Origin of the sequence: Streptomyces sp. NPDC050263 (genome assembly GCF_040655955.1) — a bacterium.
In the GTDB taxonomy this organism is placed as follows: domain Bacteria; phylum Actinomycetota; class Actinomycetes; order Streptomycetales; family Streptomycetaceae; genus Streptomyces.
In genome coordinates, this window is the sequence record NZ_JBFAKW010000017.1 from 39,806 (window position 1) to 60,310 (window position 20,505).

Below are 20,505 nucleotides of genomic sequence, written 5' to 3' on the forward strand. Positions count from 1 at the left end.
GAAACTCATGTCGTCACCTCGATCGCGGAGCCACGGGTTCGAAAGTGGTGGGCTCGAGTGTGCCTTGTCTCAGTCATGCGGCACGACGGCGACGGGGCTCGGAGCGTGGTGCAGCACCGAGTGCGCGACGGGGCCGAGTTTCCACGTCAGGTGGGACGGATGGCGATGGCGGCCCACCACGGTGAGCCGACTGCGGGCGGCGGCGGACAACAGGGCGTGCGCGGCCGATCCCGTGACGACCTGTTCCACGACGGGGACGTCCGGGAACATCTGTCGCCACATGGCCACCGTGCTGGTGAGCCGCGTGCGTTCCTCCGACTTGTGCCGGTCGTCGGCGCGTTCGGGGGAGGTCAGATGCGGGGCGTGGCGGGGCAGGGCCCGCACCACGCGCACACCGATGCCGTACGACTCCGCGGTGGCGAAGGAGAATTCCAGCAGCGGGTCGCTCGCCGGCCCCGCCACCGACAAGCCGACCACCACCTCGTCACGGTCCGCCGCGGCCGGATGACCCCAACCGGCCTCGACAGCGAGATCGCCGGCGCGGACGGTGACCGTCGGGCATTGTGCGAGGCCCAGCACGTGCAGGCTGATGGAACCGAGGAGGAAACTCGCCGCCGAACCGAAGCCGCGCGACCCCAGCACCAGCAGAGACGCGCCTTTGCTGTGGTCAAGAAGGGCATGTGCGGCGGTGTCCGACACCAGTTCTGTCGTCAGAGTCAGATCGCCGTGCCGGTGCAGCAACTCGGTCTCCAGGCGTTGGAGCAGTTCCTGCCCGTACCGCTGCTTGCTCTGGGTCTCCTGCGGGATCGGCACGTCGAGCGGCTGCGTGGTCCACGAATGGAGCAGGACCAAGGGCAACCGCCTGCGAGCGGCCTCTTCGGCGGCCCACCACGCGGCCGTCACGCTCCCGGGCGATCCGTCGAGTCCGATCACGACGGGTCCGGTCATCACACACCTCCCGTGTCCGGCGCGACGGGTGACCGAAGCCTCGGCGACCGCGCGCAGTTCCCTCCATCGCCTCAATCCTCAGGACTCCGAGCCCGCCGGGGACAGGGCCGGACGGTGTGCTTCGGGGACCGACCGGCCCCTGCCGGAGCGATCTGCGCGAGGGGACCGTGGAGTGAGGAAGCAGGACAGGGCCGCCGGACCCGAGGGGGCCGGCAGCACAGGGCTGTTCGCCGTCGCGTCGGGGAGCACCACCGCTCCGGTCCTGAAGTGTGCGAGAGGAAAGGGGGAGCGTCATGAACGGCCCTGTACTGGTGGGAGTGGACGGCTCGTCGTCGAGCCTGGCCGCGGTGGAGGCCGCCGCACGGGAGGCCGTCCGGCTGGGGGTGGAGCTCGGGCTGGTGCATGCCTGTGAGTGGCCGGCTGCCTCTGTGCCGCCAGGCGTGCATCCGTGGGATCCGGGCGGCTCAGGGTCGTGTGGCTCGGCGAACGGCGCGCTGACGGAGGCCGAACGCCGGGCTCGCAGCGCCGCTCCCGCCGTGCGAGTGACGCACACGGTCCTCATGGGCGAAGCCGCGTCGGTGCTGGAGACCGAGTCCCGCGGGGCGTCGCTCACCGTCGTGGGCAGCCGGCCCGTGAGCCGGGCCGGCAGCGGACGACGCGGTTCGGTCGCCGCCCGGCTGGCCGCCCACGGAAGTTCTCCGGTGCTCATGGTCCGGGGCCGGCCGGACTCCGCCGGTCCCGTCGTACTCGCCTGCGACGACGGACACGTCGGCCGACGAGCGGCCGAGTTCGCCTTCGCCGAGGCCTCGGCGCGCGAAACGGACGTGGTCGTGCTGAACGGGTTCGCGACGAGGAACGGGCGGCCCCGGAACGGGCTGGGGCCCCACGACCCACTGGCCGCGCTGCGGGAGAAGTACGGGGACGTCACCGTGCGCCGTCCCCGCGTCCGGGGCGGGACACGCCGAGCGGTCATCGAAGCGAGCACGCAAGCCCAGCTCGTCGTGGTCGGCGCGCGGCGGCGGGGCGAATGGCCCGCAGTCCTGCAGGCCACGATCAGCCGTGCGGCCCTGCGGCGCGCCGGCTGCCCTGTCGCGGTGATCCACGAAGAGGGAGAGAACCGGTGACCGGGCCGACGACGACCGAAAACGCGCGGGCACGGGCGGTCACGGGGCGGTCCGCGGCATTGGCGGACGCATACCGGCTCGATCCCGCCCAGGTGGCGGCCTCGCTCGACGTCGACCCGGCAACGGGTCTGAGCACCGTGCAGGCCGACGAGCGGCTCGCCGCGTACGGGCCGAACCGGCTTGCCGAACCGGCCCGGCGCCCGGAGTGGCTGAAGTTTCTGGACCAGTTCCGCAACTGGCTCATCGGCATCCTTCTGATCGCCGCCGTAGTGGCCGCCGCCCTGGGCGACATCAAGGACGCCGTGGTGATCACCGTGGTGCTGCAGATCAACGCCGTCCTCGGCTACCTGCAGGAGCGGCGCGCGGAACACAGCCTGGAGGCCCTGCGCCGGATGCTCGTACCCACCGCCAGGGTGCGCCGCGACGGCCGGGAGCAGGTCGTCGAGGCGCACACCCTCGCGCCCGGCGACCTGGTGCTGCTGGAAGCCGGCGACCGGGTTCCGGCCGATGGACGACTGATCGTCGCGGAGTCGGTCGAGGCGGCCGAGGCCGCCCTGACCGGCGAGTCCCAACCTGTCGTCAAGAGTGTGGCCGCGACGCCCGGCGATGACGCGACCCCGGTACCGCTCGCCGAGCGCACCGGCATGCTCTTCATGAACACGTCCCTGACCCGCGGTCGTGCCGAGACGATCGTCACGGGTACCGGGATGAGCACCGAACTGGGCGCGATCGCCGCCGAGTTGCGCTCCGGGACAGAGCCGCCCAGTCCCCTTCAGATCCAGCTGGACAGCCTCGGCAAGCGGCTCGCGCTGGTCAGTGGTGTCGCGGTCGTCGTCTACGCCCTCGCCGCGCTGATCCACGGCGAGGCGCCCGCGGACATCGCCCTGCGCGCCGTGGCTCTGGCCGTCGCCGCGATCCCCGAGGGCCTCCCCGCCGTGCTCGCGCTCACCCTGGCGCTCGGTGTGTACCGGATGGCGCGCCGCGGGGCGATCGTCAAACGCCTGGCCGCGGTCGAGTCCCTCGGCTCGGCGACGGTCGTGTGCAGCGACAAGACCGGCACGCTCACCCTCAACGAGATGACCGTACGTTCCGTGTGGACCGGCGGCAGGTCCTACGAGGTCACAGGCGAGGGGTACGGGACGCAGGGTGACGTCCGCTCGGCCGACACCCAAGCCCCCATGGGTCAGGACGACTTGCCGGACGTCCTCCTGCCCTTCGCCCTGTGCAACGACGCGCGCCTGACGGACGAGGGCTTCCTGGGCGACCCCACCGAGGCCGCGCTGGTGGTGCTCGCGGCGAAGGCGGGCCTGGACGCCGACCGGCTCCGGACACAGAGCCCACGAACGGGCGAACTGCCCTTCGACGCGGCCACCAAGTACATGGCCACCTTCCACACGGAGCTCGACGGCCGCACCCGGGTCTTCGTCAAGGGCGCGGTGGACGTCCTGCTGGACCTGTGCACAGACGTCCATGCCGGTGACGGCGTGCGGAGCCTCGACGACGAGGGCAGGAACGAGATCCTCGCCGTCGTCTCGCACATGGGTGGCAAAGGCCTGCGGGTGCTGGGCGCGGCAACCGCGCTGCTCGACGACGCCCCGGCCATGGTCACGCCGGCCTCGCTGCCCGGACTGACGCTGACGTCGATCGCCGGTATCGCGGACCCGCCCCGCCCCCAGGCCCGAGAGGCGATGGCGCTGTGTCGCTCGGCCGGAGTGGCCGTGAAGATGATCACCGGAGACCACGCGGACACCGCAGCAGCCATCGCACGCGAACTGGGGATCGACGCAGACGTCGTCACCGGCGCGGAACTGGACCGTATGACGGAGGACGAACTCGGCCGGCGTGTCAACGGCATCGGTGTGTTCGCGCGCGTCGCTCCGGAGCACAAGGTCCTGATCGTCCGCGCCCTGTCGAGCCAGGGGCACATCGTCGCCATGACCGGTGACGGAGTCAACGACGCCGCCGCGCTGCGGGCCGCCCACATCGGAGTGGCGATGGGGCGCACCGGCACCGACGTGGCCAAGGAAGCCGCGGACATGGTCCTCACCGACGACGACTTCTCCACCATCGTGCGGGCCGTCCGCGAGGGCCGCGCCATCTACGGCAACATCGTCAAGTTCGTACGCTTCCAGCTGGCCACCAACATCGGCGCCATCCTGACCCTGCTGGGAGCCGCCCTGGCCGGACTGCCCGCGCCCCTCACCGCCGCTCAGCTCCTGTGGATCAACATCATCATGGACGGTCCGCCCGCGATGGCCCTGGCCGTCGACCCGGCCCGGGACGACGTCATGAGGCACCCGCCGCGCGACCCGGACGAACGGATCCTGGACGCCCGCCGCCTCCTCGCCGTCGGCCGCGCGGGCGCGGTCATGGCCCTGGGCACGGTGGGGCTGCTCGCCCTCGCCCGTCAGCGCGTCGGCGCGGAGACGGCCCTGACGATGGCGTTCACCACCTTCGTGCTGTTCCAGCTGGTCAACGCGCTCAACGTCCGTGCGGACGACGGCCCGGTGCTGGGCCGTCACCAGCTCCGCAACCGCACTCTGTGGCTGTGCCTGGCCGGTGTCCTCGTCGTGCAGGTCGTCGCGGTGCACTTGCCGTGGGCCAACAGCGTCTTCGGCACCGTGCCGTTGGACGCGGAGCAGTGGGCGGTGTGCCTGGCCACGGCGTCCAGCGTGCTCCTCGCCGAGCTGGTGGCGCGTGCCGCGGGGCGGGGGAGTCGGCGCGGATCGACATCCTCCGAGTGACGCTTTCGGGACAAGTGGGGCCGCACGGCCGGATGTTGCGGCCGTGCAGCCCATTCCGCCGGCCCATTCCGCCGGACGAGCCTGGGAGCCGGGGCCTGCTCTCTTTCGCCAGAACCCTGCGCCGGGGCCGACCGTCCCTGGAACCGGGGCCGTTCGGCCTCTGCGCCCGCACGTGGGAGGCGTCTCGGATGCTTCCGGCGCCGCCTCGGTCTCCGCACTGCGCGCCGCACACGAGCGGTTCGCGACGGAGGCCGGCCATGAGCGGGACGTGCGCGGTCTCGTGGCCGACTCCTGGCGACGCTGTCAGGCGTGCGGTGTACATCCCGACGGCAGCCGGCAGCCGGCAGCCGGCAGCCGGCAGCCGCGGCTGCGCTGGGCGTCCGCGACGAACTGAACTCCTGCCGTCGGGTCCATGCCCTCGCCGCCGTGCTTCCCCTGTTCCGCGAACTGCCGGCACCAACGCCCCCGGCACGGCACTGGAGTTGGGCCGAGCCGGGCAGATCGTGACGGGCGCGCACTTCAGCGCCGCCGTGCACGCCTGGTCCTGCGCCGCCGCCCTGGCGGCCGAGGCACAGCTCGCCCGGATGCCGTCCGTGCACCTCCTCGGACCGGACGGACAGGTGTGCCGCGGCGGCGAGGAGTCCCCGGCCGAGGTCCGCGTGCGGACGCTGGGCAGGGACGGCGCCCTGCTGGAGCGCGCGGGCCAGGTGCGCTGCCTCAGTCCGCGGCACAGCGAGATCGTGCCGGTGCTCGCCCTGGAGGGTCGGGGCGTGACACGCCAACGGCGGTCTGGCTGCCGAGCAACTCGACGACCTGCGCTCCTGCCTCTACGGCCTGAACGCCGTCCTGTGTCTGCACTTCACCCAGGAAGAGGAGAACTGCTTCGCCCTGGCGTCCTCTGCGCACGACGGAGCCCGGCCGGGCTCATGAGCGGGCTCACACGATGTCGAGTACGTCGTCCACGGGGCGGCGCGGTGTGCCGGGGCCTGCGGGGCCGTATCCGAGCCGGAGCACCATCTGGACGAATCCCATCGCCGACTGCGGGTCGCGCACGATCCATCGCAGTTCGGGCCATTCGAGGGCCTGGGACGTGAGTGAGGTGGCAAGCCCGTCGAGGGTGGCCTGGAGCAGAACGCGTTGCATGGCCTGGCCCGCCAGCATCCAGTCCCGCGGCCGGTCGCCCACGGTGCCCAGTACGGCGAGCTGGGGCGCGTTCTCGAACGCGGCGGCCTCGCGACCGGGAATGGGGCGTCTGCCGGCGAAGTCACGCACGGGCGCCCTGCCGGAGCGCCGGCGAGGGCCGAAGGCATACTCCGGTATCCCGTCGTTCGCGGTTTCCGCCGCTTCTGTGCCTACACGGGTCCAGCGCCTCAGCTCCCCGGCCGCGGCAGCGTCCATGGCATCGCGCCCCTCGGCGTCGCGCACAAGATCCAGCAGTGTGTGTACATGCCATACGTCGGGGAAGACCAGCCGCGCCCCCTCCAGGAGAGCGGCGGCGCCCAGGGCATCCTTGATGGCCTGGGGTATCGCCTCGTCGGTGAACGGGTCACGGCTGGTACGGCGGCGGTGAATCGCCGGATACAGCGGCACGAGGTCTTCCTCGAGGTCGTTCCCGGGAAGCGCTGGGCTGGTCAGGCGTACCCCCGCGAGCAGGCGCGGGTCCGCGGGGTCGGGTAGCAGCGCGGTGGCCGTTGCCCAGCCCGCGCGGGCCGCGGCGACGCGCAGGTTGAACAGGGCAGCGGCGCATCCCAGGTGAAGTCCGCGGGTGGTGGGGTCGGCCTGCGGCATCGCGCGCTCGAGATCCGAGTACACCTGGAAGGTGTCGGCACCGCGCAGAAGTCGAAATCTCCACGGTTGCGCGTTGTGCATGGACGGAGCCGCCGCGGCGTCTTCGACCAGGGCTGTCACGGTCTTCGTGTCGAGCTCACGTACGGACACTGGACCTGCCTCCCTCCAGGGCCGACCGCCATCCACGGAATGGGCGATTCCCGTCCCATCCACTATTCCACGGTGGTCCCGGACGCGTATTCCACAGCGCTCCGGGGCACGTGACCGCGGAACCTGGAGTGTGCGGCGAAGGCTCCCCCGACCGGCACGGTACGAATCTCTCGATCAGCTCTTGCCGAGCTGTGGACCGCCACCGTCACGCAGGACGGTCAGGCGGCGGCGGTATTCGTCCTCGTCGATCTCTCCGCGGGCGAAGCGTTCGGCGAGGAGCCGCTCGGCGGCGGGCCCGCGCTGTGCGGGACCGGTCGTCACCCCGGAGCCGGCCGACCGGAACAGCAGGACGCCGAGGACGATGAGGAGGGCCCAGAAGATGATCATGCCGAGCGACATGACGAACCAGCTCCACCCACTCGGATCATGGCCGTACCAGAGCATCACGGTCACCCACTTCCTCGCGTCCACGGGACGCGGGCTTCACGCCCGTGGTCTCGGTGCGTCACTCTCACCGTCGCCGCCGTCCGCTCGTCCGTCATGGGCCGAAGAGCCCAAACCGGCCGGGGCAATGGTCCCTGACTCTGAGGGACCGGCCGAGGCGCGAGCTGGGGACAGGGCCGTGATCACGCCTCCCGTTCGATACCGGTCACCGGTGATTCGAGGGGCGAGCGAGTTGTGGACGGTGCAGTGCGAGACGACCGTGAGCATGGCGGCATGGCGGCAGGGCGTTGAGCGGACTGCCTGGGTGCGCAGAACGAAGCGGTTCGGTACGCCGGATGCCTCGATGGCGACGTCGGCACCCGGTCCCCCGGACAGCTCGACGATCACGTTCCGTGACCTTCCATGCTGCTTTCTGCGCACTCATGGGCTGTGCGTCGGCGGCCTGTGCCCGCAGTGGTGGTGAGTGGGACCGAGTTCGGACCTGACAGGCACGACTTGCTTTCAAGCCTTGGCATCGATCGTGATCGGTTTGCCCTGTTCCAGCCGGCCGGCGGTCACGGTCCCGGGGTCCTTGCCCCTGGCGAGACACTTCACCACGATGTCGCGGTCCCTGATGATCCCGGGGAGTCGGTCGCCGCCGCCGCACTGGTGACGGTTCCCTCCCGTGTCACCCACACACGCACGGTGGCGCCCTTGGCAGTTCCCGGCTCCATGAGGGCCGCTTTCGTCCGCACGACACGAGGGCGTCGGTCCAGCTCCGTCGATGCCGACCGCCAAGGGGAATCGCCGCCGCACCTGTCTCCTCACGTGCGGCTCCACATGCGCCGGGGAGGGGATTGGGGTACTCCTCGAAGGAGAGCAGTACCGCGGTCGGCATGCCTGCGACGTCCGGAGCATGCACGCCATCGGAGTCGTTCGCCGTCATCCACCGTCGTATCCAGCTTCGTACGAGACGGAGGCCGCCGCCATGCAACCAGTCGTCACCGTGGGCCTCGACGGTTCACCCGGGAGCCTCGCGGCTGCCCGGTGGGCCGCCGACGAGGCCGAGAAGCGCAGGCTCACGCTGCGCCTGCTGCACGCATGGCCCCTGCTCGCGCCGGAACAGGCCGGTGTTCCCTCAGAAGTCGATCAGAACTACTGGGCCAAGCGTCTCGTCCACACCGCTCAAGCCGAGTTGCAGGCACACCATCCGGCCCTGACCGTCGTCGGGAACCTGACCGCCGAAGACGCCCAGGAGGCGCTGCTCCATGCGGCCTCCGATTCCGAGATGCTCGTGCTCGGTTCACATGGGCTGGGGTCCATCGCGAGCTACTTCATGGGCGACGTCAGCATGCCGGTCGTGGCACGGGCCGAGCGGCCGGTGGTAGTGGTTCGCGCCGAAACCCGGGACGAGGGAACTGCCTCCGCGCCTGCCGGTCGTGTGGTGGTGGCGCTGAAACTGCGCGAACCCTGCGACGAGGTACTCGACTTCGCGTTCCACAGCGCCGCCGCCAGGGGTGTTCCCCTCCTGGCCGTCCACGGCCGAAGCGTGCCGCTCCACGCGCGCACACCCTGGGGAGTGGACCACCACGTCAGCGAAGAGATGACGAAGGACGCGCGTCAGGAGCTGGACAAGGTCCTCCGCCCCTGGCGCCAGAAGTACCCGCAGGTGGAGGTGGCCGACGGCATCCGTCTCGCGAGCCCCGCCAAGGCCGTCGTGCAGGCCTCTGAAGGCGCCGCGCTCCTGGTCGTCGGCCGTCGCGCACATCGGCACGGTGTGTCACCCCACCTGAGTCCCGTCGCCCACGCCGCCCTCCACCACGGACACTGCCCTGTCGCCGTCGTCCCCCATGAGTGAGTCCGGCCACCCCGGCGGGCAGGCTCCGCGCGCGGAGGTGTGCGAGACCCATACCGCGATCGTGTTTTTCGCCGGAGATCGCGCCTACAAGGTCAAGAAACCGGTGTCCCTGGGATTCCTGGACTACACCACACGGGCGGCGCGCCGGACAGCGTGCGAACGCGAAGTCGCTCTCAATCGCCGCTTCGCCCCCGACGTCTATCTGGGTCTGGGCGAATTCGGCAGCCCGGACGCCGAAGCACCCGAACCCCTCGTGGTGATGCGCCGCATGCCCGCAGACCGACGCCTGTCCCGTCTCGTACGGAACGGGGCCGCCCTGGACGACGTCCTCCGGGCCGTCGCGCGGCACCTTGCGGTGTGGCACGCGGACGCGCCCCGCGGTCCGGATGTGGACGCGGAAGGCACACGGGACGCGCTGTCATCTCGGTGGGAGGCCAGCTTCGCGCACGTGCACGCGTCGGCCGACGACGGCTCCGTGCCCGACGGGGTGACGGAGGTGGAACGGCTGGTGCGCCGCTATCTCGCAGGACGCGAGCGGCTCTTCGCCTCCCGTATCGAGCAAGGGCGGGTGGTCGACGGTCACGGAGACCTGCTCGCCGAGGACGTCTTCTGCCTGGACGACGGCCCCCGCGTCCTGGACTGCCTGGAGTTCGACGACCGGCTGCGCTACGTCGACGGCCTGGACGACGCCGCCTTCCTCGCCATGGACCTGGAACAACTCGGCGCCCCGGAGGCCGCCGCCTACTTCCTCGCGCGGTACAGCGAGTACTCCGGTGATCCGGCGCCCGCGTCGCTGTGGCACCACTACGTCGCCTACCGCGCGTTCGTCCGCGCCAAGGTCTCCCTGATCCAGGCCCGCCAGGGCGCGCCCGGCGCGGAGGCGGCGTCACGACGGCTGGTCTCGACGACGCTGCGCCATCTGCGCACCTCCGCCGTCGGCCTGACCGTCGTCGGCGGGCTGCCGGGCAGCGGGAAGTCCACCCTGTCCGGTGCGCTGGCCGACCGGCTGGGGGTCACCCTGCTCAGCAGCGACCGCGTCCGCAAGGAACTCGCGGGCATTCCCGCGGAGCAGTCCGCGGCGGCCGGCTACGGCGAGGGCCTGTACACACCCGAGTGGACCGCCAGAACCTACGCCGCCCTCCTCGACCGGGCGGCCGCGCTGCTGTCCGCCGGTGAGTCGGTCGTCCTCGACGCCACCTGGTGGGACACGGCACAGCGCGAAGCGGCACGGCGCGTCGCCGAGCGCACCAGCGCCGACCTGGTCGCCCTGCACTGCCACGTCCCGGACGACGTGTCAGCGGCCCGCCTGAGCATGCGGGCCTCCGGCCCGTCCGACGCCGACCTCGACATCGCCACCGCCATCGCGGCCAGGGAACCCGCGTGGCCCGAGGCCGTCGCCGTCGACACCAGTGGCACGTTGGATTCCGCGGTCGCCCGGGCGCTGGCGGCCGTACGGCCGTGGGGCACCGGTCAGGCCCCGGTCTTCCGCCGCCCCTACATGGAGCCGGACTGACGGGAGAGACACGGATCAGGGCACGCAGCGGATCGTGCCGGCTCACCACACCGACGAGCCGACCGTGATGGTCGGTCACGGGGCGGTGAGCGGCCGGACGCTCGACCGAACCGGGCGCCACGCGCCGTACGCGCTACACCTGCGGCAGCCGGGGACGGGGGAGTCGACCGCCTGGCAGGCACGGAATGCGGTCGTGCAGATGGGCGTCTGCGGTTCGATCAGTACCCAGCATGCACACCAGGCGCAGCCGACTCCCCCGCCGACCGGACCCCAGCCCTGGGGCCATTGGTCCCTGTTGCGACCAGCGAGATGGGGCCGGAAGGTCATCCGGCAGGGACCGCCAGCCCCAGGTGCACCACGACCTGCGGCTTCTGGCTGTCCCGGACATGGAGAACGATCAGAACGCACGGCCCCGGGCGTCGCAAGCCGGGGGAGGCCGGCCGCCGGCCGCGCGCAGACTGTCGACCCGACGTGAGGCGTCGGCCGACGGGCGCGCCGTGTTCGGCCAGACCGACGGCAGGGGGGAGGGGTTCTACCGCGACCGCTGGTCGCACGACAAGGTCGTGCGCTCCACGCACGGCGTGAATTGCACCGGCTCGTGCTCGTGGATGGTCCCTCACCGGTCCGCATCCGCCACCGCCGTTCGACTTGCCGCCCTGCCTGCGAAGGAATCATCCGGGCGGCAATCGGATGCTGAATTGCAAAATTTCGCAATTAGTTAGATGCTATGTTGGCTGTGCCCGCAGGCTGCTGCGGACACACCCATCTGTGCCGGCCCCGTGTGGGGATGTCGTCGGGGAGATCGAGGGGCCGTGTCCGTTCCGCTGTACCAGGCCAAGGCCGATTTCTTCCGGTTGCTGGCGCATCCGGTACGGATACGGGCGCTGGAGCTGCTGCAGCACGGGCCGATGCCGGTGCGTGATCTTCTTGCGGCGATCGAGGTAGAGCCCTCCATCCTGTCGCAGCAGCTGGCGCTGCTGCGCCGCTCGGGCATCGTCACCTCGCAGCGAGAGGGCTCCACCGTGGTCTATGCCCTCGCGAGCGGGGACGTCGCCGACCTGCTGCAGGCCGCGCGCCGGATCCTGACCGAGATGCTCACCGGGCAGAACGAGCTGCTGGCCGAGCTTCGGGAAACCGAGGTCGCCGCGCGATGAGCACCTCCTTCGGCTTTGACCGGGTCGGGGCCCGGCTCGCCCCGCTGCTGCCCGGCCGTCCCGATCTGACGGAGATGCGCCGGGATCCGCGCCGGGACCTGCTGGCCGGCCTCACGGTGGCGATCGTCGCGCTGCCGCTCGCACTCGGATTCGGTGTCTCCTCCGGGCTCGGCGCCGAGGCGGGGCTGGCGACCGCGGTGGTCGCCGGTGCGCTCGCGGCGGTGTTCGGCGGATCGAATCTGCAGGTGTCCGGGCCGACCGGGGCGATGACGGTGGTGCTGGTGCCGATCGTCGCCGAACACGGGCCCGGCGCGGTGCTGACCGTCGGACTGATGGCGGGCGTGATGCTCGTCGCACTGGCGGTGCTGCGGACCGGCAAGTACATGCGGTACGTGCCCGCACCCGTCGTCGAGGGCTTCACGCTCGGCATCGCCTGCGTCATCGGCCTGCAGCAGATTCCGAACGCCCTCGGCGTGCCCAAGCCCGACGGCGACCGCGTCCTCGTGGTGACCTGGCGCGCGCTGGAGGAGTTCGCGAAGAACCCGAACTGGACCGCCGGCGCCTTCGCCCTGGCAGTCGCCGCCCTGATGCTGATCGGCGCTCGCTGGCGGCCCACGATCCCCTTCTCCATCCTCGCGGTGATCGCAGCCACGATCGTGGCCCAGGCGGCCGGCCTGGATGCGGCGAAGCCGATCGGTGACCTGCCGTCCGGTCTGTCGGCTCCGTCGCTCGCCTTCCTCGACCCGGGCGCGCTCGGCTCGCTGCTCGCCCCAGCGGTTGCGGTGGCCGCGCTGGCCGCTCTGGAGTCCCTGTTGTCGGCCTCGGTCGCCGACGGCATGACGGTCGGCCAGAAGCACGACCCCGACCGTGAGCTGTTCGGGCAGGGTCTGGCCAACATCGTCGCCCCGTTGTTCGGTGGTGTCCCGGCCACCGGTGCGATCGCCCGCACCGCGGTCAACGTCCGTACCGGCGCGAGTTCCCGGCTCGCCTCCCTGGTCCACGCCGCGGTCCTCGCGGTGGTCGTCTTCGCGGCAGCACCCCTCGTCTCCCGGATCCCGCTGGCCGCGCTCGCGGGTGTGCTGATTGCCACTGCGATCCGTATGGTCGAGGTCGGCTCGCTGAGGGCGATGGCGAAGGCCACCCGTTCCGATGCGCTGGTCCTCGTGCTCACGGCGGTCGCGACGCTCGCCCTCGACCTTGTGTACGCCGTGATCACCGGCCTGGTCGTGGCCGGCGCTCTGGCTCTGCGTGCCGTCGCGAAGCAGGCCCGCTTCGACCAGGTCCCCCTCGACCGCGGCGACCACAGCGCCGAGGAACATGCCCTGCTCGCCGAGCACATCGTGGCGTACCGCATCGACGGGCCGCTGTTCTTCGCCGCCGCGCACCGCTTCCTGCTGGAACTGACCGAGGTCGCGGACGTCCGGGTCGTGATCCTGCGGATGTCGCGCGTGTCGACGATGGACGCCACCGGCGCGCTCGTGCTGAAGGACGCGGTGGAGAAGCTGACCCGGCGCGGGATCCTCGTCCTGGCCTCCGGCATACGCCCCGGCCAGCGCCAGGTCCTGGACTCCGTCGGCGCGCTGGAACTGCTGCGGCACGACGGCCGGGACCACGTCACCACCCCGGAGGCGATCCGGGCCGCCCGCGAGCACCTGGAACTGGCAGGGGTCCTGCCGACCCCCGCCCACCGGCAGATGACTGTCCCGAAAGCCGCGACGTCCCCCGAATCCCGTGAGGAGCCTGCCCGATGACGCTTCCCCCTGCGGCCCTGCACATGGCCGAGGTCTCCGGCGCGGAGGCACTGTGTCTGGTGGAGGGCAGCAGCCTGGGGCGGTTGGTGTACGTGCGTCGGGAGCAGACCGTCGTACGGCCTGCCCGGCACGTGCGGCAGCACGGGCGTCTGATCGTCCGGGCCTCTTTCCGGGCGACTGTGGTGCCCGAGGCGGTGATGTGTCAGGTGGACGAGATCCGGGTCGTGACGGCACCGGCTGGACGGTGACCTTGTCCGGCCCCGCCGAAGCGATCACCGACCCGAACGAGGCCGCCCTCCCCATTGCCTCAAGGGCATGGGAGGTGCACCCATCCGCCGCACCCTGGCCGACCGGAGCCATGGCCCGCACGGCGCCGTACTGCGCATTCACCCCAAGACCGTCACCGGTTTCTGTCTCGCCCGCGCGGAGAACTGATGTCCACCGAGCTTGAAGCGCTGCCCCAACGGCACGTACTCACCGTCCCCAGCGAGCCGCCCGCCGTCCGCCTTGCGCGAGAGACCGCGGAACAGGTGCTGGTCGAGTGGGGAATCGGTCTGCGCCACCCCACGGTGGATCCGGCGCTGCTGATCCTGGGCGAGCTGGTGACCAACGCCGTCCGGCATGCCGCCGTGCTCTCCCCGCAGGTCACCGTGATCTACGCGGCGGGCGCGGACTGTCTGGCCTTCGCTGTGCACGACCGCCACCCCTATCAGCCACCGCTGTACGGGGCGGCCACCGCAACCGGCGCGAGCGGGCTCGGAACCGTCATGGAGCTCGTCATCACCATGGGCGGCACCGCGGTGGTCCGTGGTGACGCCGACGGCCGGGGCAAGAGCATCTGGATCACCCTCCCTCTCTGACCGGAGCGCAGACCCTCACCATCCGACCCGCGCAAGGGTGTGCATCACCATGACCATCGACTCGGGCCACACCGTCCAGGACCGCCGTGGCGTCCACGTCCTCTCCCTCGCCGGATGCCTCGGCCCCGACGCTGTGAGCCGCTTCACCGGAGCCGTCGGCTGGGCCCTGGCCCCGCGGCGCCGGCCCTGTCGTCGATCTCACCGAGCTGCATCGCTGGCCGACAGCAGGGCAGCCGGCCGTCACCGACGCCGCTCACCGCTTCGCCGAAGCGGGCCGCAGCCTGGAGCCGGCCGCGATCCCCGCCGACGGCTCCCTCGCCTCGGCCGGTGACTGCGCCCGCCCATCCCGGTCCACGCCGGCCTGACCTCCGCGCTTGCCGCACACAGCAGCGGGCAGCGGGCAGTAGGCAGCGGGCGGATCGGAGCGAGGAGCGCCAGGAGCGGCGCACCACGGGCCGGCCGGAGGGCGAGCCGGTAGCCGACCCGGCCCGGTCGTCCCCGGGCGAAGGCGTCGTCGCCGTCTCGTACCGGTACGAGCGCGCGGGCGTCCTCCTCTGCGGCGATCACGATGTCTTGGGCGAGCCCGTGTCCGCCGGCTCACGACGGCCCGAGGCGCCGGCGGCGACCGCGTGGGCGAGGTCGGTGGCGCCGTCCTAGGCCGCCTGCGCGGCGACTGCCTCGACGGGGAGCGGGCCCGCGCCCTGCGAGTGCAGGTCGCCGATGAGGGCTCCGGCGCCGAGGAAGCCTTGCACGGCGGGAAACCGCGCAGTGAGGTGATACTCACGCAAACCTCCCTCACACAACCTCGGTAATTGCTAATGTTGGCAATTCGAGAGTTCGCCACTGCTGGAATCGGCGGTGCGGTGTCTCGGCGCGGATTCGGTTTGGCCGGTTGCGCGGGTGAGGACGGGCCGCATGTGTGTGACGAGTGGGTGGATACGATGCGCCGAGGTCCGGCCGGCGGTGCAGTGCTGTTGCTGCGGGGAGGAGACGGCCCGGTGAGTACGCCGCTGTACCAACTGAAGGCCGAGTTCTTCAAGACGCTCGGGCATCCGGCACGCATCCGGGTCCTGGAGCTGCTGAGCGAGCGCGAGCACGCGGTCGCGGAGATGTTGCCCGAGGTGGGTATCGAGCCCGCGCACCTTTCCCAGCAACTGGCGGTGCTGCGGCGGGCGAACCTGGTCGTGACGCGCAGGGAAGGCTCCACGGTGTACTACTCGCTGACGAGTCCGCATGTCGCCGAGCTCCTGCGGGTCGCCCGCACCATCCTCTCCGGGGTGCTGACCGGCCAGGCCGAGCTCCTCGCCGACCTCCAGGCCGCCCGGATCCAGGCCGAACCGCCGTCGTGACGGCGGCCCGCACACGGCGGCCGTCTCCCGTGAGCCGGGCAGCGGACGCGGATCGGGAGACGGCCATCCCCGCACGTCAGCCAGGCATTACTCGGCTGATGCCCCGGGACGATCCGCTGCCTGTCCGGTGTGCGGACAGCCGACGAGGCGGGTGCATGGTTTCCACGGGCGCGTGATCGCGGACGTGCCGGTGGACGGACGGCGGGTCGTGGCGTCGGTGCGGGTCCGGCGCCTGGTCTGCCCGGTGTTCAACTGTCCGCGGCAGACGTTCCGTGGGCAGGTTCCCGGCGTCGTGGCGCGCTACCAGCGCCGCACCAACCGCTTGGCCCGCCAACTTGGCTCTGTGGTCAAGGAGTTACTGAGATCTAACGGGTGGTGTCGCGGGGCTGTGTGTCCTGAACTGCAGGGACCCGTGTCCGCCGAGCGGCATCACACGAAGATCACGAGGAGCCGCCTCGCGCCAGGCACCTGCGAATGAGGTCAGTGGTGGAGACGCCCGCCGTGTACTCCACGAGCTGCAACTTCCCCGCAGCGGCCACCGGACCGAAGACCTCTTCGACGGCATCCGGCGAGATGTCGTCTCCGTGCACGACCACCGCGATGTCATGATCGTCCAGGAACTCGGTCGTCACGCGTTCCGGAGCGTTCGGTATCACCGCGTCGACGTAGCGGCACGACTCGATCACCGTGACCCGCTCGGCCAGAGTCATGATGGGCCTTCGCTTGTACCCGGTCACGACCTCGTCCGAGAGGACGCCGACGATCAGCCGCTCTCCGAAGGTTCGCGCGGCCTTGAGAAGCGCCACATGGCCAGGGTGGAAGAGATCTCCCACCATGTCGACGTAGACATTCCTCCGCTTGCTCGTCTCAGCATGGTCGGCCACAGCCGCTGTCCCCCTCTGCGTCGTCCGGCTGACCAACCCTGATGTGATCACTCACCACTGTCAACCACGGCCCCGATGCAACGATCCCTGACGATCTTCGTCCGGTGTCGGTCGGTGGAGGCGTGCCCTTGCAGTTCAGGAGGCACGGCTCGCGACATCACCCGTTGAATGTCAGCAGCGGGCCGGGCGGGCGCCCGCCTCTTCCGTGTGCCGGCCTGCGCGATCTCCCGCTCGACCGCCCCGCGTATGGTCACGCGCAGGCCGCACCGTCGCTACGCGTCCCGCGGGTGCTCGGCATCGACGACTTCGCCCTCAAGCGTCGGCCCCGCGGCAGTATGACTGCCGGCCCGGCTGCTGCAACACCGTCCGCACCGACACCCACGCCCGTCTCATACGCGAACGCGCCGACGAGATCGACCAGCTCGCCGCCACGCCCCCAGCCCAGTCAGCAAGCGCCTGCACGCCGACGCCAACCGGCTCCGCTCGCCTTCGATCTGGCCCGCACCCGCAGCCGCCGCAAGGTCTCGTCGGTCACCAAGAGCAACGCCCAGCAGTACGGCATGGTGCTGTGGGACGACGTCTTCAAGCGGGTCGCGCTCGACTACCCGGACGTGGAGACGGAGAGCGTCCTGGTCGACGCCATGTCGGCGAAGTTCGTGCTGAAGCCGGAGGATCTGTCGGTGGTCGTCGCGTCCAACCTGAACGCCGACATCCTCTCCGACCTCGGCAGCGCGCTGGCGGGCAGCCTGGGCCTCGCCGCCAGTGCCAACCTCAACCCCGAGCGCCGCTTCCCCAGCATGTTCGAGCCGGTCCACGGCTCCGCCCCGGACATCGCCGGACAGGGCCTCGCCAACCCGATCGGCGCGGTCGGCAGCGCGGCCCTGATGCTGGACCACTTCGGCCTGCCGGACCAGGCGGCCCGGCTGAACAAGGCGATCGAGACGACCACGGCCGCCGGCATCCTCACCCGCGACGTCGGCGGCAGCGCCTCGACCGAGGACGTCGTCAAGGCCCTGATCGACGCGCTGAACGCCTGAGAGCGAGGAGGGGACTTCTCTTCAGCCACGACGTAGGCGACAGGGCCGGTGCTCGACCAGCGTGCGAGGCGCAGGCCGAATCCGCTCGGCATGCCCCGGAAGTTCAGGGGCCGGCTGCTGGAGCCGTCGGTGACAGCATCGAAGAAATCGTCTGTGACCGGGAGGAGCGACACGTTTCGGTGCAGTGGTACGGCGGCGGCCTCACCTTCGCCCGCCGCGCCGGACGCCAGTCCGGTTCGGCCACCCGCGGTTCACGGATGTCGGATCGGGGTCGGCGGCCAGGCCGGGGCGGCGTAGGGACAGTGGAACGTGTGGCGTCCCGACCCGATCTCGAACGGGTCTCTGCCGTCGGGGAGTCGGACCTCGGCCCGGGTGTTCGGGGGGACCACGACCTCGACGACGAGGGTGTCTGCCGTGCTGCCCTCGATGCGCCAACCCGCCTCGGCCCTGCCGTACGGGGTGTCGTGGGACGCCTTCGCCCAGGTCAGGTCGCCGCCCGGGAGCGGGGCGATGCGCAGCCGCCGCCAGCCGGGTTCGGCGGCGGCGAGGCCCGCCACCGTACGGTGCAGCCAGTCGGCGACGGCGCCGAGCGCGTAGTGGTTGAAGGAGGTCATCTCGCCGGGGTTGACGGTGCCGTCGGGCAGCATCGAGTCCCAGCGCTCCCAGACGGTGGTGGCGCCCATGGTCACCGGGTACAGCCACGACGGGCAGTCCTTCTCCAGGAGCATCCGGTAGGCGAGCTGCGGTTCGCCCGCCGCGCACAGGGCGTCGCAGATCAGCGGCGTGCCCGTGAAACCGGTGGCGATACGGAAGGACGCGCGGCGCACGATGTGCGCCAACCGTTCGGCGGCGCCCCGCCGTTGGCGTTCCGTCGGCAGGAGCGCGAAGGAGAGCGCCAGCGCGTACGCGGTCTGGGTGTCGGAGGCCAGCCGACCGTCCGGCGTGACGAAACGGTCGGCGAACCGCTCGCGTACCGCAGCCGCGTGCGCGCGGAAGCGGACGGCGTCGGCCCTGCCGTTCAAGTGCCCGGCGCGGTACAGGAGTTCGGCGGTCTCGGCGAGAACCTCGGCCGAGCGGACGACATACGCGTTGGCGACGAGGTCGCCGTCGGTCCGCGCCTCGCCCGGACGGTCCGGCGGGGCCTGCGGGTCGAGCCAGTCGCCGAGTTGGAAGTCCTGCCGCCACAGCCCGTCGCCCTCGGCGGTCAGCCGGATCGTGGCCTCGCCCCAGGCCCGCATGCTCGGGTACTGGGTGCGCAGCACCTCCAGGTCCCCGAATCGCCGGTACAGGGTCCACGGCAGGAGCACCGCGACGTCGGCCCACACCGCCTGCGCGCCCACGCCCTGGAACGCGGTCGGCAGTACGTCGGGGACGACGAGGGGCGGTACGCCGTCCGGCCGTGCCAGCTGCTCCGCGGACAGGTCGCGCAGCCAGCCGACGAGCATGCCGGAGCAGTCGTGGAGGAAGGACGCGGTGGGCGCGAAGACCTGGATGTCGCCGGTCCAGCCCATGCGTTCGTCGCGCTGCGGGCAGTCCGTCGGGACGTCGAGGAAGTTGCCGCGCATGCCCTGTACGACGTTCTCGTGCAGCCGGTTCACCAGCGGGTCGGAGCACTCGAACCAGCCGGTGCGGGCCATGTCCGTGTGGAGCACGACCGCCTCGACGTCGGCCGGGTCGAGCGGTCCGGGCCAGTTCCCGATCTCGGCGTACCTGAAGCCGTGGAAGGTGAAGAGCGGTTCGTACGTCTCCACGCCTCCGCTCGTCTCCTCGCCTTCGCCGCGCAGGACATAGCTGTCAGTGGCGGCGGCGATCCGCAGCGGACGGATGCTCGGTTCGCCGTCCTCCAGCACCTCCGCGTGGCGCAGGGTGACCTCGTGGCCTGCGGTCCCCGAGACGCGGATGCGCAGCCGGCCGACCAGGTTCTGGCCGAAGTCCAGGACGGTCCTCCCGGACGGTGTCGTGGTGACCGAGACCGGGGCGACGGTCTGGGTGCGTCGTACGGGGGGACCGGTCGGTGCCACCAACTCCGCTCGGGACGGAGGGAGTTCGCGCACGGGTACCCAGCCGGACACATCGTGTCCCGGCGCGGACCAGCCCGGCCGCTCGCGCCGCGCGTCGTAGGCCTCACCGTCGTAGATCTCCGAACGCAAGACCGGGCCCTCCGCCGTGCGCCAGTGCTCGTCGGTCACGACGGTCCGCACTGTGCCGTCGGCGTACACGATCTCCAACTGGGCCAGGAGCACGCGGTGTTCGCCGTAGATGTTGCGTCTGCCGCCGTGGAAGCCCAGTCGCCCGGTGTACCAGCCCTCGCCGAGCAGTGCCCCGAGGGTGTTCTCGCCGGTCCGCAGCAGGGGGGTGACGTCGAAGGTCTGGTAGCGCAGCCGGTGCGGGTAGGAGGTCCAGCCGGGGGCCAGGACGTGATCGCCGACGCGCTCGCCGTTGATCTCGGCCTCGTAGACGCCGTACGCGGTGATGTACAGCCGGGCCGAGGCGACGCGGCCGGTGAGGGCGAAGTCACGGCGGAGCAGCGCGACGGGCAGCGGCTCCCCGGCGGGGGTGCTGTCGGGGGTGACGGGGCGGGCCGTCCAGTCGGCCGGTGCCAGGAGTCCGGTCTCGGCGTACGAGGTGCCCGACCAGGGCGACGGCTCGTCCTCGCCCTCACCCCAGACGCGTACGCGTACGCCGACGCGTTCCCGGGAGCCCAGCCGTCGCCCCGGCCAGGGCACGAGGAGGGAGTCGGCGGACGCCACGCGCCCGGTGTCGGCGAGGACCGTGCCGTCGGCCGCGGTGATCTCCACCTGGTGCGCGGCCTGCCGCCAGTTCGCGGCGTCGGTGAGCGTGCGCCAGCTCAGGCGGGGAGCGGACTCGCCGATTCCCAGGGGCTCGCGGTGATGCTCGAAGGCGGGAGGTGCGACATGCACA

Annotated in this window: 16 protein-coding genes and 2 pseudogenes; 11 read left to right on the forward strand and 7 right to left on the reverse strand. The window is 71.4% G+C overall.

Annotation, left to right across the window (positions count from 1 at the left end; genetic code table 11):
* Nucleotides 1-69: 69 nt before the first annotated feature.
* On the reverse strand, nt 70-948 hold the full coding sequence (locus AB0J04_RS10965; RefSeq protein WP_363168052.1) for a universal stress protein: 879 nt from the start codon (nt 946-948) through the stop codon (nt 70-72).
* Nucleotides 949-1,241: 293 nt separating this feature from the next.
* Between AB0J04_RS10965 and AB0J04_RS10970 the strand changes: the two genes are divergently transcribed.
* Together AB0J04_RS10970 and AB0J04_RS10975 are read left to right on the forward strand one after the other, a co-directional pair.
* Entirely contained in the window at nt 1,242-2,072 is an 831-nt protein-coding gene (locus AB0J04_RS10970) for a universal stress protein (RefSeq protein ID WP_363168053.1), read from the forward strand.
* The gene (locus AB0J04_RS10975) at nt 2,069-4,816 is read left to right on the forward strand and encodes a cation-transporting P-type ATPase (RefSeq protein WP_363168054.1); all 2,748 of its coding nucleotides are present in this window, start codon (nt 2,069-2,071) and stop codon (nt 4,814-4,816) included. Before AB0J04_RS10970 ends, AB0J04_RS10975 begins: the two co-directional genes overlap by 4 nt.
* A 936-nt stretch (nt 4,817-5,752) precedes the next feature.
* Here the strand turns inward: AB0J04_RS10975 and AB0J04_RS10980 are convergent.
* The 3 genes and pseudogenes from AB0J04_RS10980 to AB0J04_RS10990 all read right to left on the reverse strand — a co-directional run.
* Entirely contained in the window at nt 5,753-6,754 is a 1,002-nt protein-coding gene (locus AB0J04_RS10980; RefSeq protein ID WP_363168055.1) for a nitroreductase family protein, read from the reverse strand.
* 174 nt (nt 6,755-6,928) lie between these two features.
* On the reverse strand, nt 6,929-7,225 hold the full coding sequence (locus AB0J04_RS10985) for an SHOCT domain-containing protein (protein WP_363168056.1): 297 nt from the start codon (nt 7,223-7,225) through the stop codon (nt 6,929-6,931).
* Between the two features lie 477 nt (nt 7,226-7,702).
* A pseudogene (locus tag AB0J04_RS10990) lies at nt 7,703-7,831 on the reverse strand (CBS domain-containing protein); the annotation flags it as partial.
* Between the two features lie 334 nt (nt 7,832-8,165).
* On the opposite strand from AB0J04_RS10990, the gene AB0J04_RS10995 reads away from it, so the two are divergent.
* The 6 genes from AB0J04_RS10995 to AB0J04_RS11020 all read left to right on the forward strand — a co-directional run bounded on the left by AB0J04_RS10995 (nt 8,166) and on the right by AB0J04_RS11020 (nt 14,313).
* A complete protein-coding gene (locus tag AB0J04_RS10995) occupies nt 8,166-9,035 on the forward strand; it encodes a universal stress protein (RefSeq protein WP_363168057.1) in 870 nt (289 codons plus the stop codon).
* Nucleotides 9,028-10,548, forward strand: coding sequence for an AAA family ATPase (locus tag AB0J04_RS11000; protein ID WP_363168058.1), 1,521 nt, complete (start codon nt 9,028-9,030; stop codon nt 10,546-10,548). Before AB0J04_RS10995 ends, AB0J04_RS11000 begins: the two co-directional genes overlap by 8 nt.
* 812 nt (nt 10,549-11,360) lie before the next feature.
* The gene (locus tag AB0J04_RS11005) at nt 11,361-11,702 is read left to right on the forward strand and encodes a metalloregulator ArsR/SmtB family transcription factor (protein WP_363168059.1); all 342 of its coding nucleotides are present in this window, start codon (nt 11,361-11,363) and stop codon (nt 11,700-11,702) included.
* Nucleotides 11,699-13,453, forward strand: a complete 1,755-nt coding sequence (locus AB0J04_RS11010; protein ID WP_363168060.1) for a SulP family inorganic anion transporter — start codon at nt 11,699-11,701, stop codon at nt 13,451-13,453. The genes AB0J04_RS11005 and AB0J04_RS11010 overlap by 4 nt, the downstream gene beginning before the upstream one ends.
* Complete coding sequence (locus tag AB0J04_RS11015; protein ID WP_363168061.1) at nt 13,450-13,701, forward strand: hypothetical protein; 252 nt, start codon at nt 13,450-13,452, stop codon at nt 13,699-13,701. Before AB0J04_RS11010 ends, AB0J04_RS11015 begins: the two co-directional genes overlap by 4 nt.
* Nucleotides 13,702-13,887: 186 nt before the next feature.
* Nucleotides 13,888-14,313, forward strand: a complete 426-nt coding sequence (locus tag AB0J04_RS11020) for an ATP-binding protein (RefSeq protein WP_363168062.1) — start codon at nt 13,888-13,890, stop codon at nt 14,311-14,313.
* 653 nt (nt 14,314-14,966) lie between these two features.
* On the opposite strand, the gene AB0J04_RS11025 is transcribed toward AB0J04_RS11020, so the two are convergent.
* Nucleotides 14,967-15,101, reverse strand: a complete 135-nt coding sequence (locus AB0J04_RS11025; protein WP_363168063.1) for a hypothetical protein — start codon at nt 15,099-15,101, stop codon at nt 14,967-14,969.
* 210 nt (nt 15,102-15,311) lie between these two features.
* On the opposite strand from AB0J04_RS11025, the gene AB0J04_RS11030 reads away from it, so the two are divergent.
* Together AB0J04_RS11030 and AB0J04_RS11035 are read left to right on the forward strand one after the other, a co-directional pair.
* Nucleotides 15,312-15,662 carry a metalloregulator ArsR/SmtB family transcription factor gene (locus tag AB0J04_RS11030; RefSeq protein WP_363168064.1) on the forward strand — a complete coding sequence of 117 codons (351 nt, stop codon included), beginning with the start codon at nt 15,312-15,314 and terminating at the stop codon, nt 15,660-15,662.
* 115 nt (nt 15,663-15,777) lie between these two features.
* Nucleotides 15,778-16,020: pseudogene (locus AB0J04_RS11035) on the forward strand (transposase family protein); the annotation flags it as partial.
* Between the two features lie 82 nt (nt 16,021-16,102).
* Here the strand turns inward: AB0J04_RS11035 and AB0J04_RS11040 are convergent.
* Nucleotides 16,103-16,582 (reverse strand): adenylyltransferase/cytidyltransferase family protein, encoded by a 480-nt coding sequence (locus tag AB0J04_RS11040; protein ID WP_363168065.1) that lies wholly within the window; start codon nt 16,580-16,582, stop codon nt 16,103-16,105.
* Nucleotides 16,583-16,833: 251 nt separating this feature from the next.
* On the opposite strand from AB0J04_RS11040, the gene AB0J04_RS11045 reads away from it, so the two are divergent.
* Nucleotides 16,834-17,583 carry an isocitrate/isopropylmalate family dehydrogenase gene (locus AB0J04_RS11045; RefSeq protein WP_363168066.1) on the forward strand — a complete coding sequence of 250 codons (750 nt, stop codon included), beginning with the start codon at nt 16,834-16,836 and terminating at the stop codon, nt 17,581-17,583.
* Nucleotides 17,584-17,834: 251 nt separating this feature from the next.
* Here AB0J04_RS11045 and AB0J04_RS11050 read toward each other — a convergent pair whose 3' ends face one another.
* A complete protein-coding gene (locus AB0J04_RS11050) occupies nt 17,835-20,504 on the reverse strand; it encodes a glycoside hydrolase family 78 protein (protein WP_363168067.1) in 2,670 nt (889 codons plus the stop codon).
* Nucleotide 20,505 lies beyond the last annotated feature (1 nt).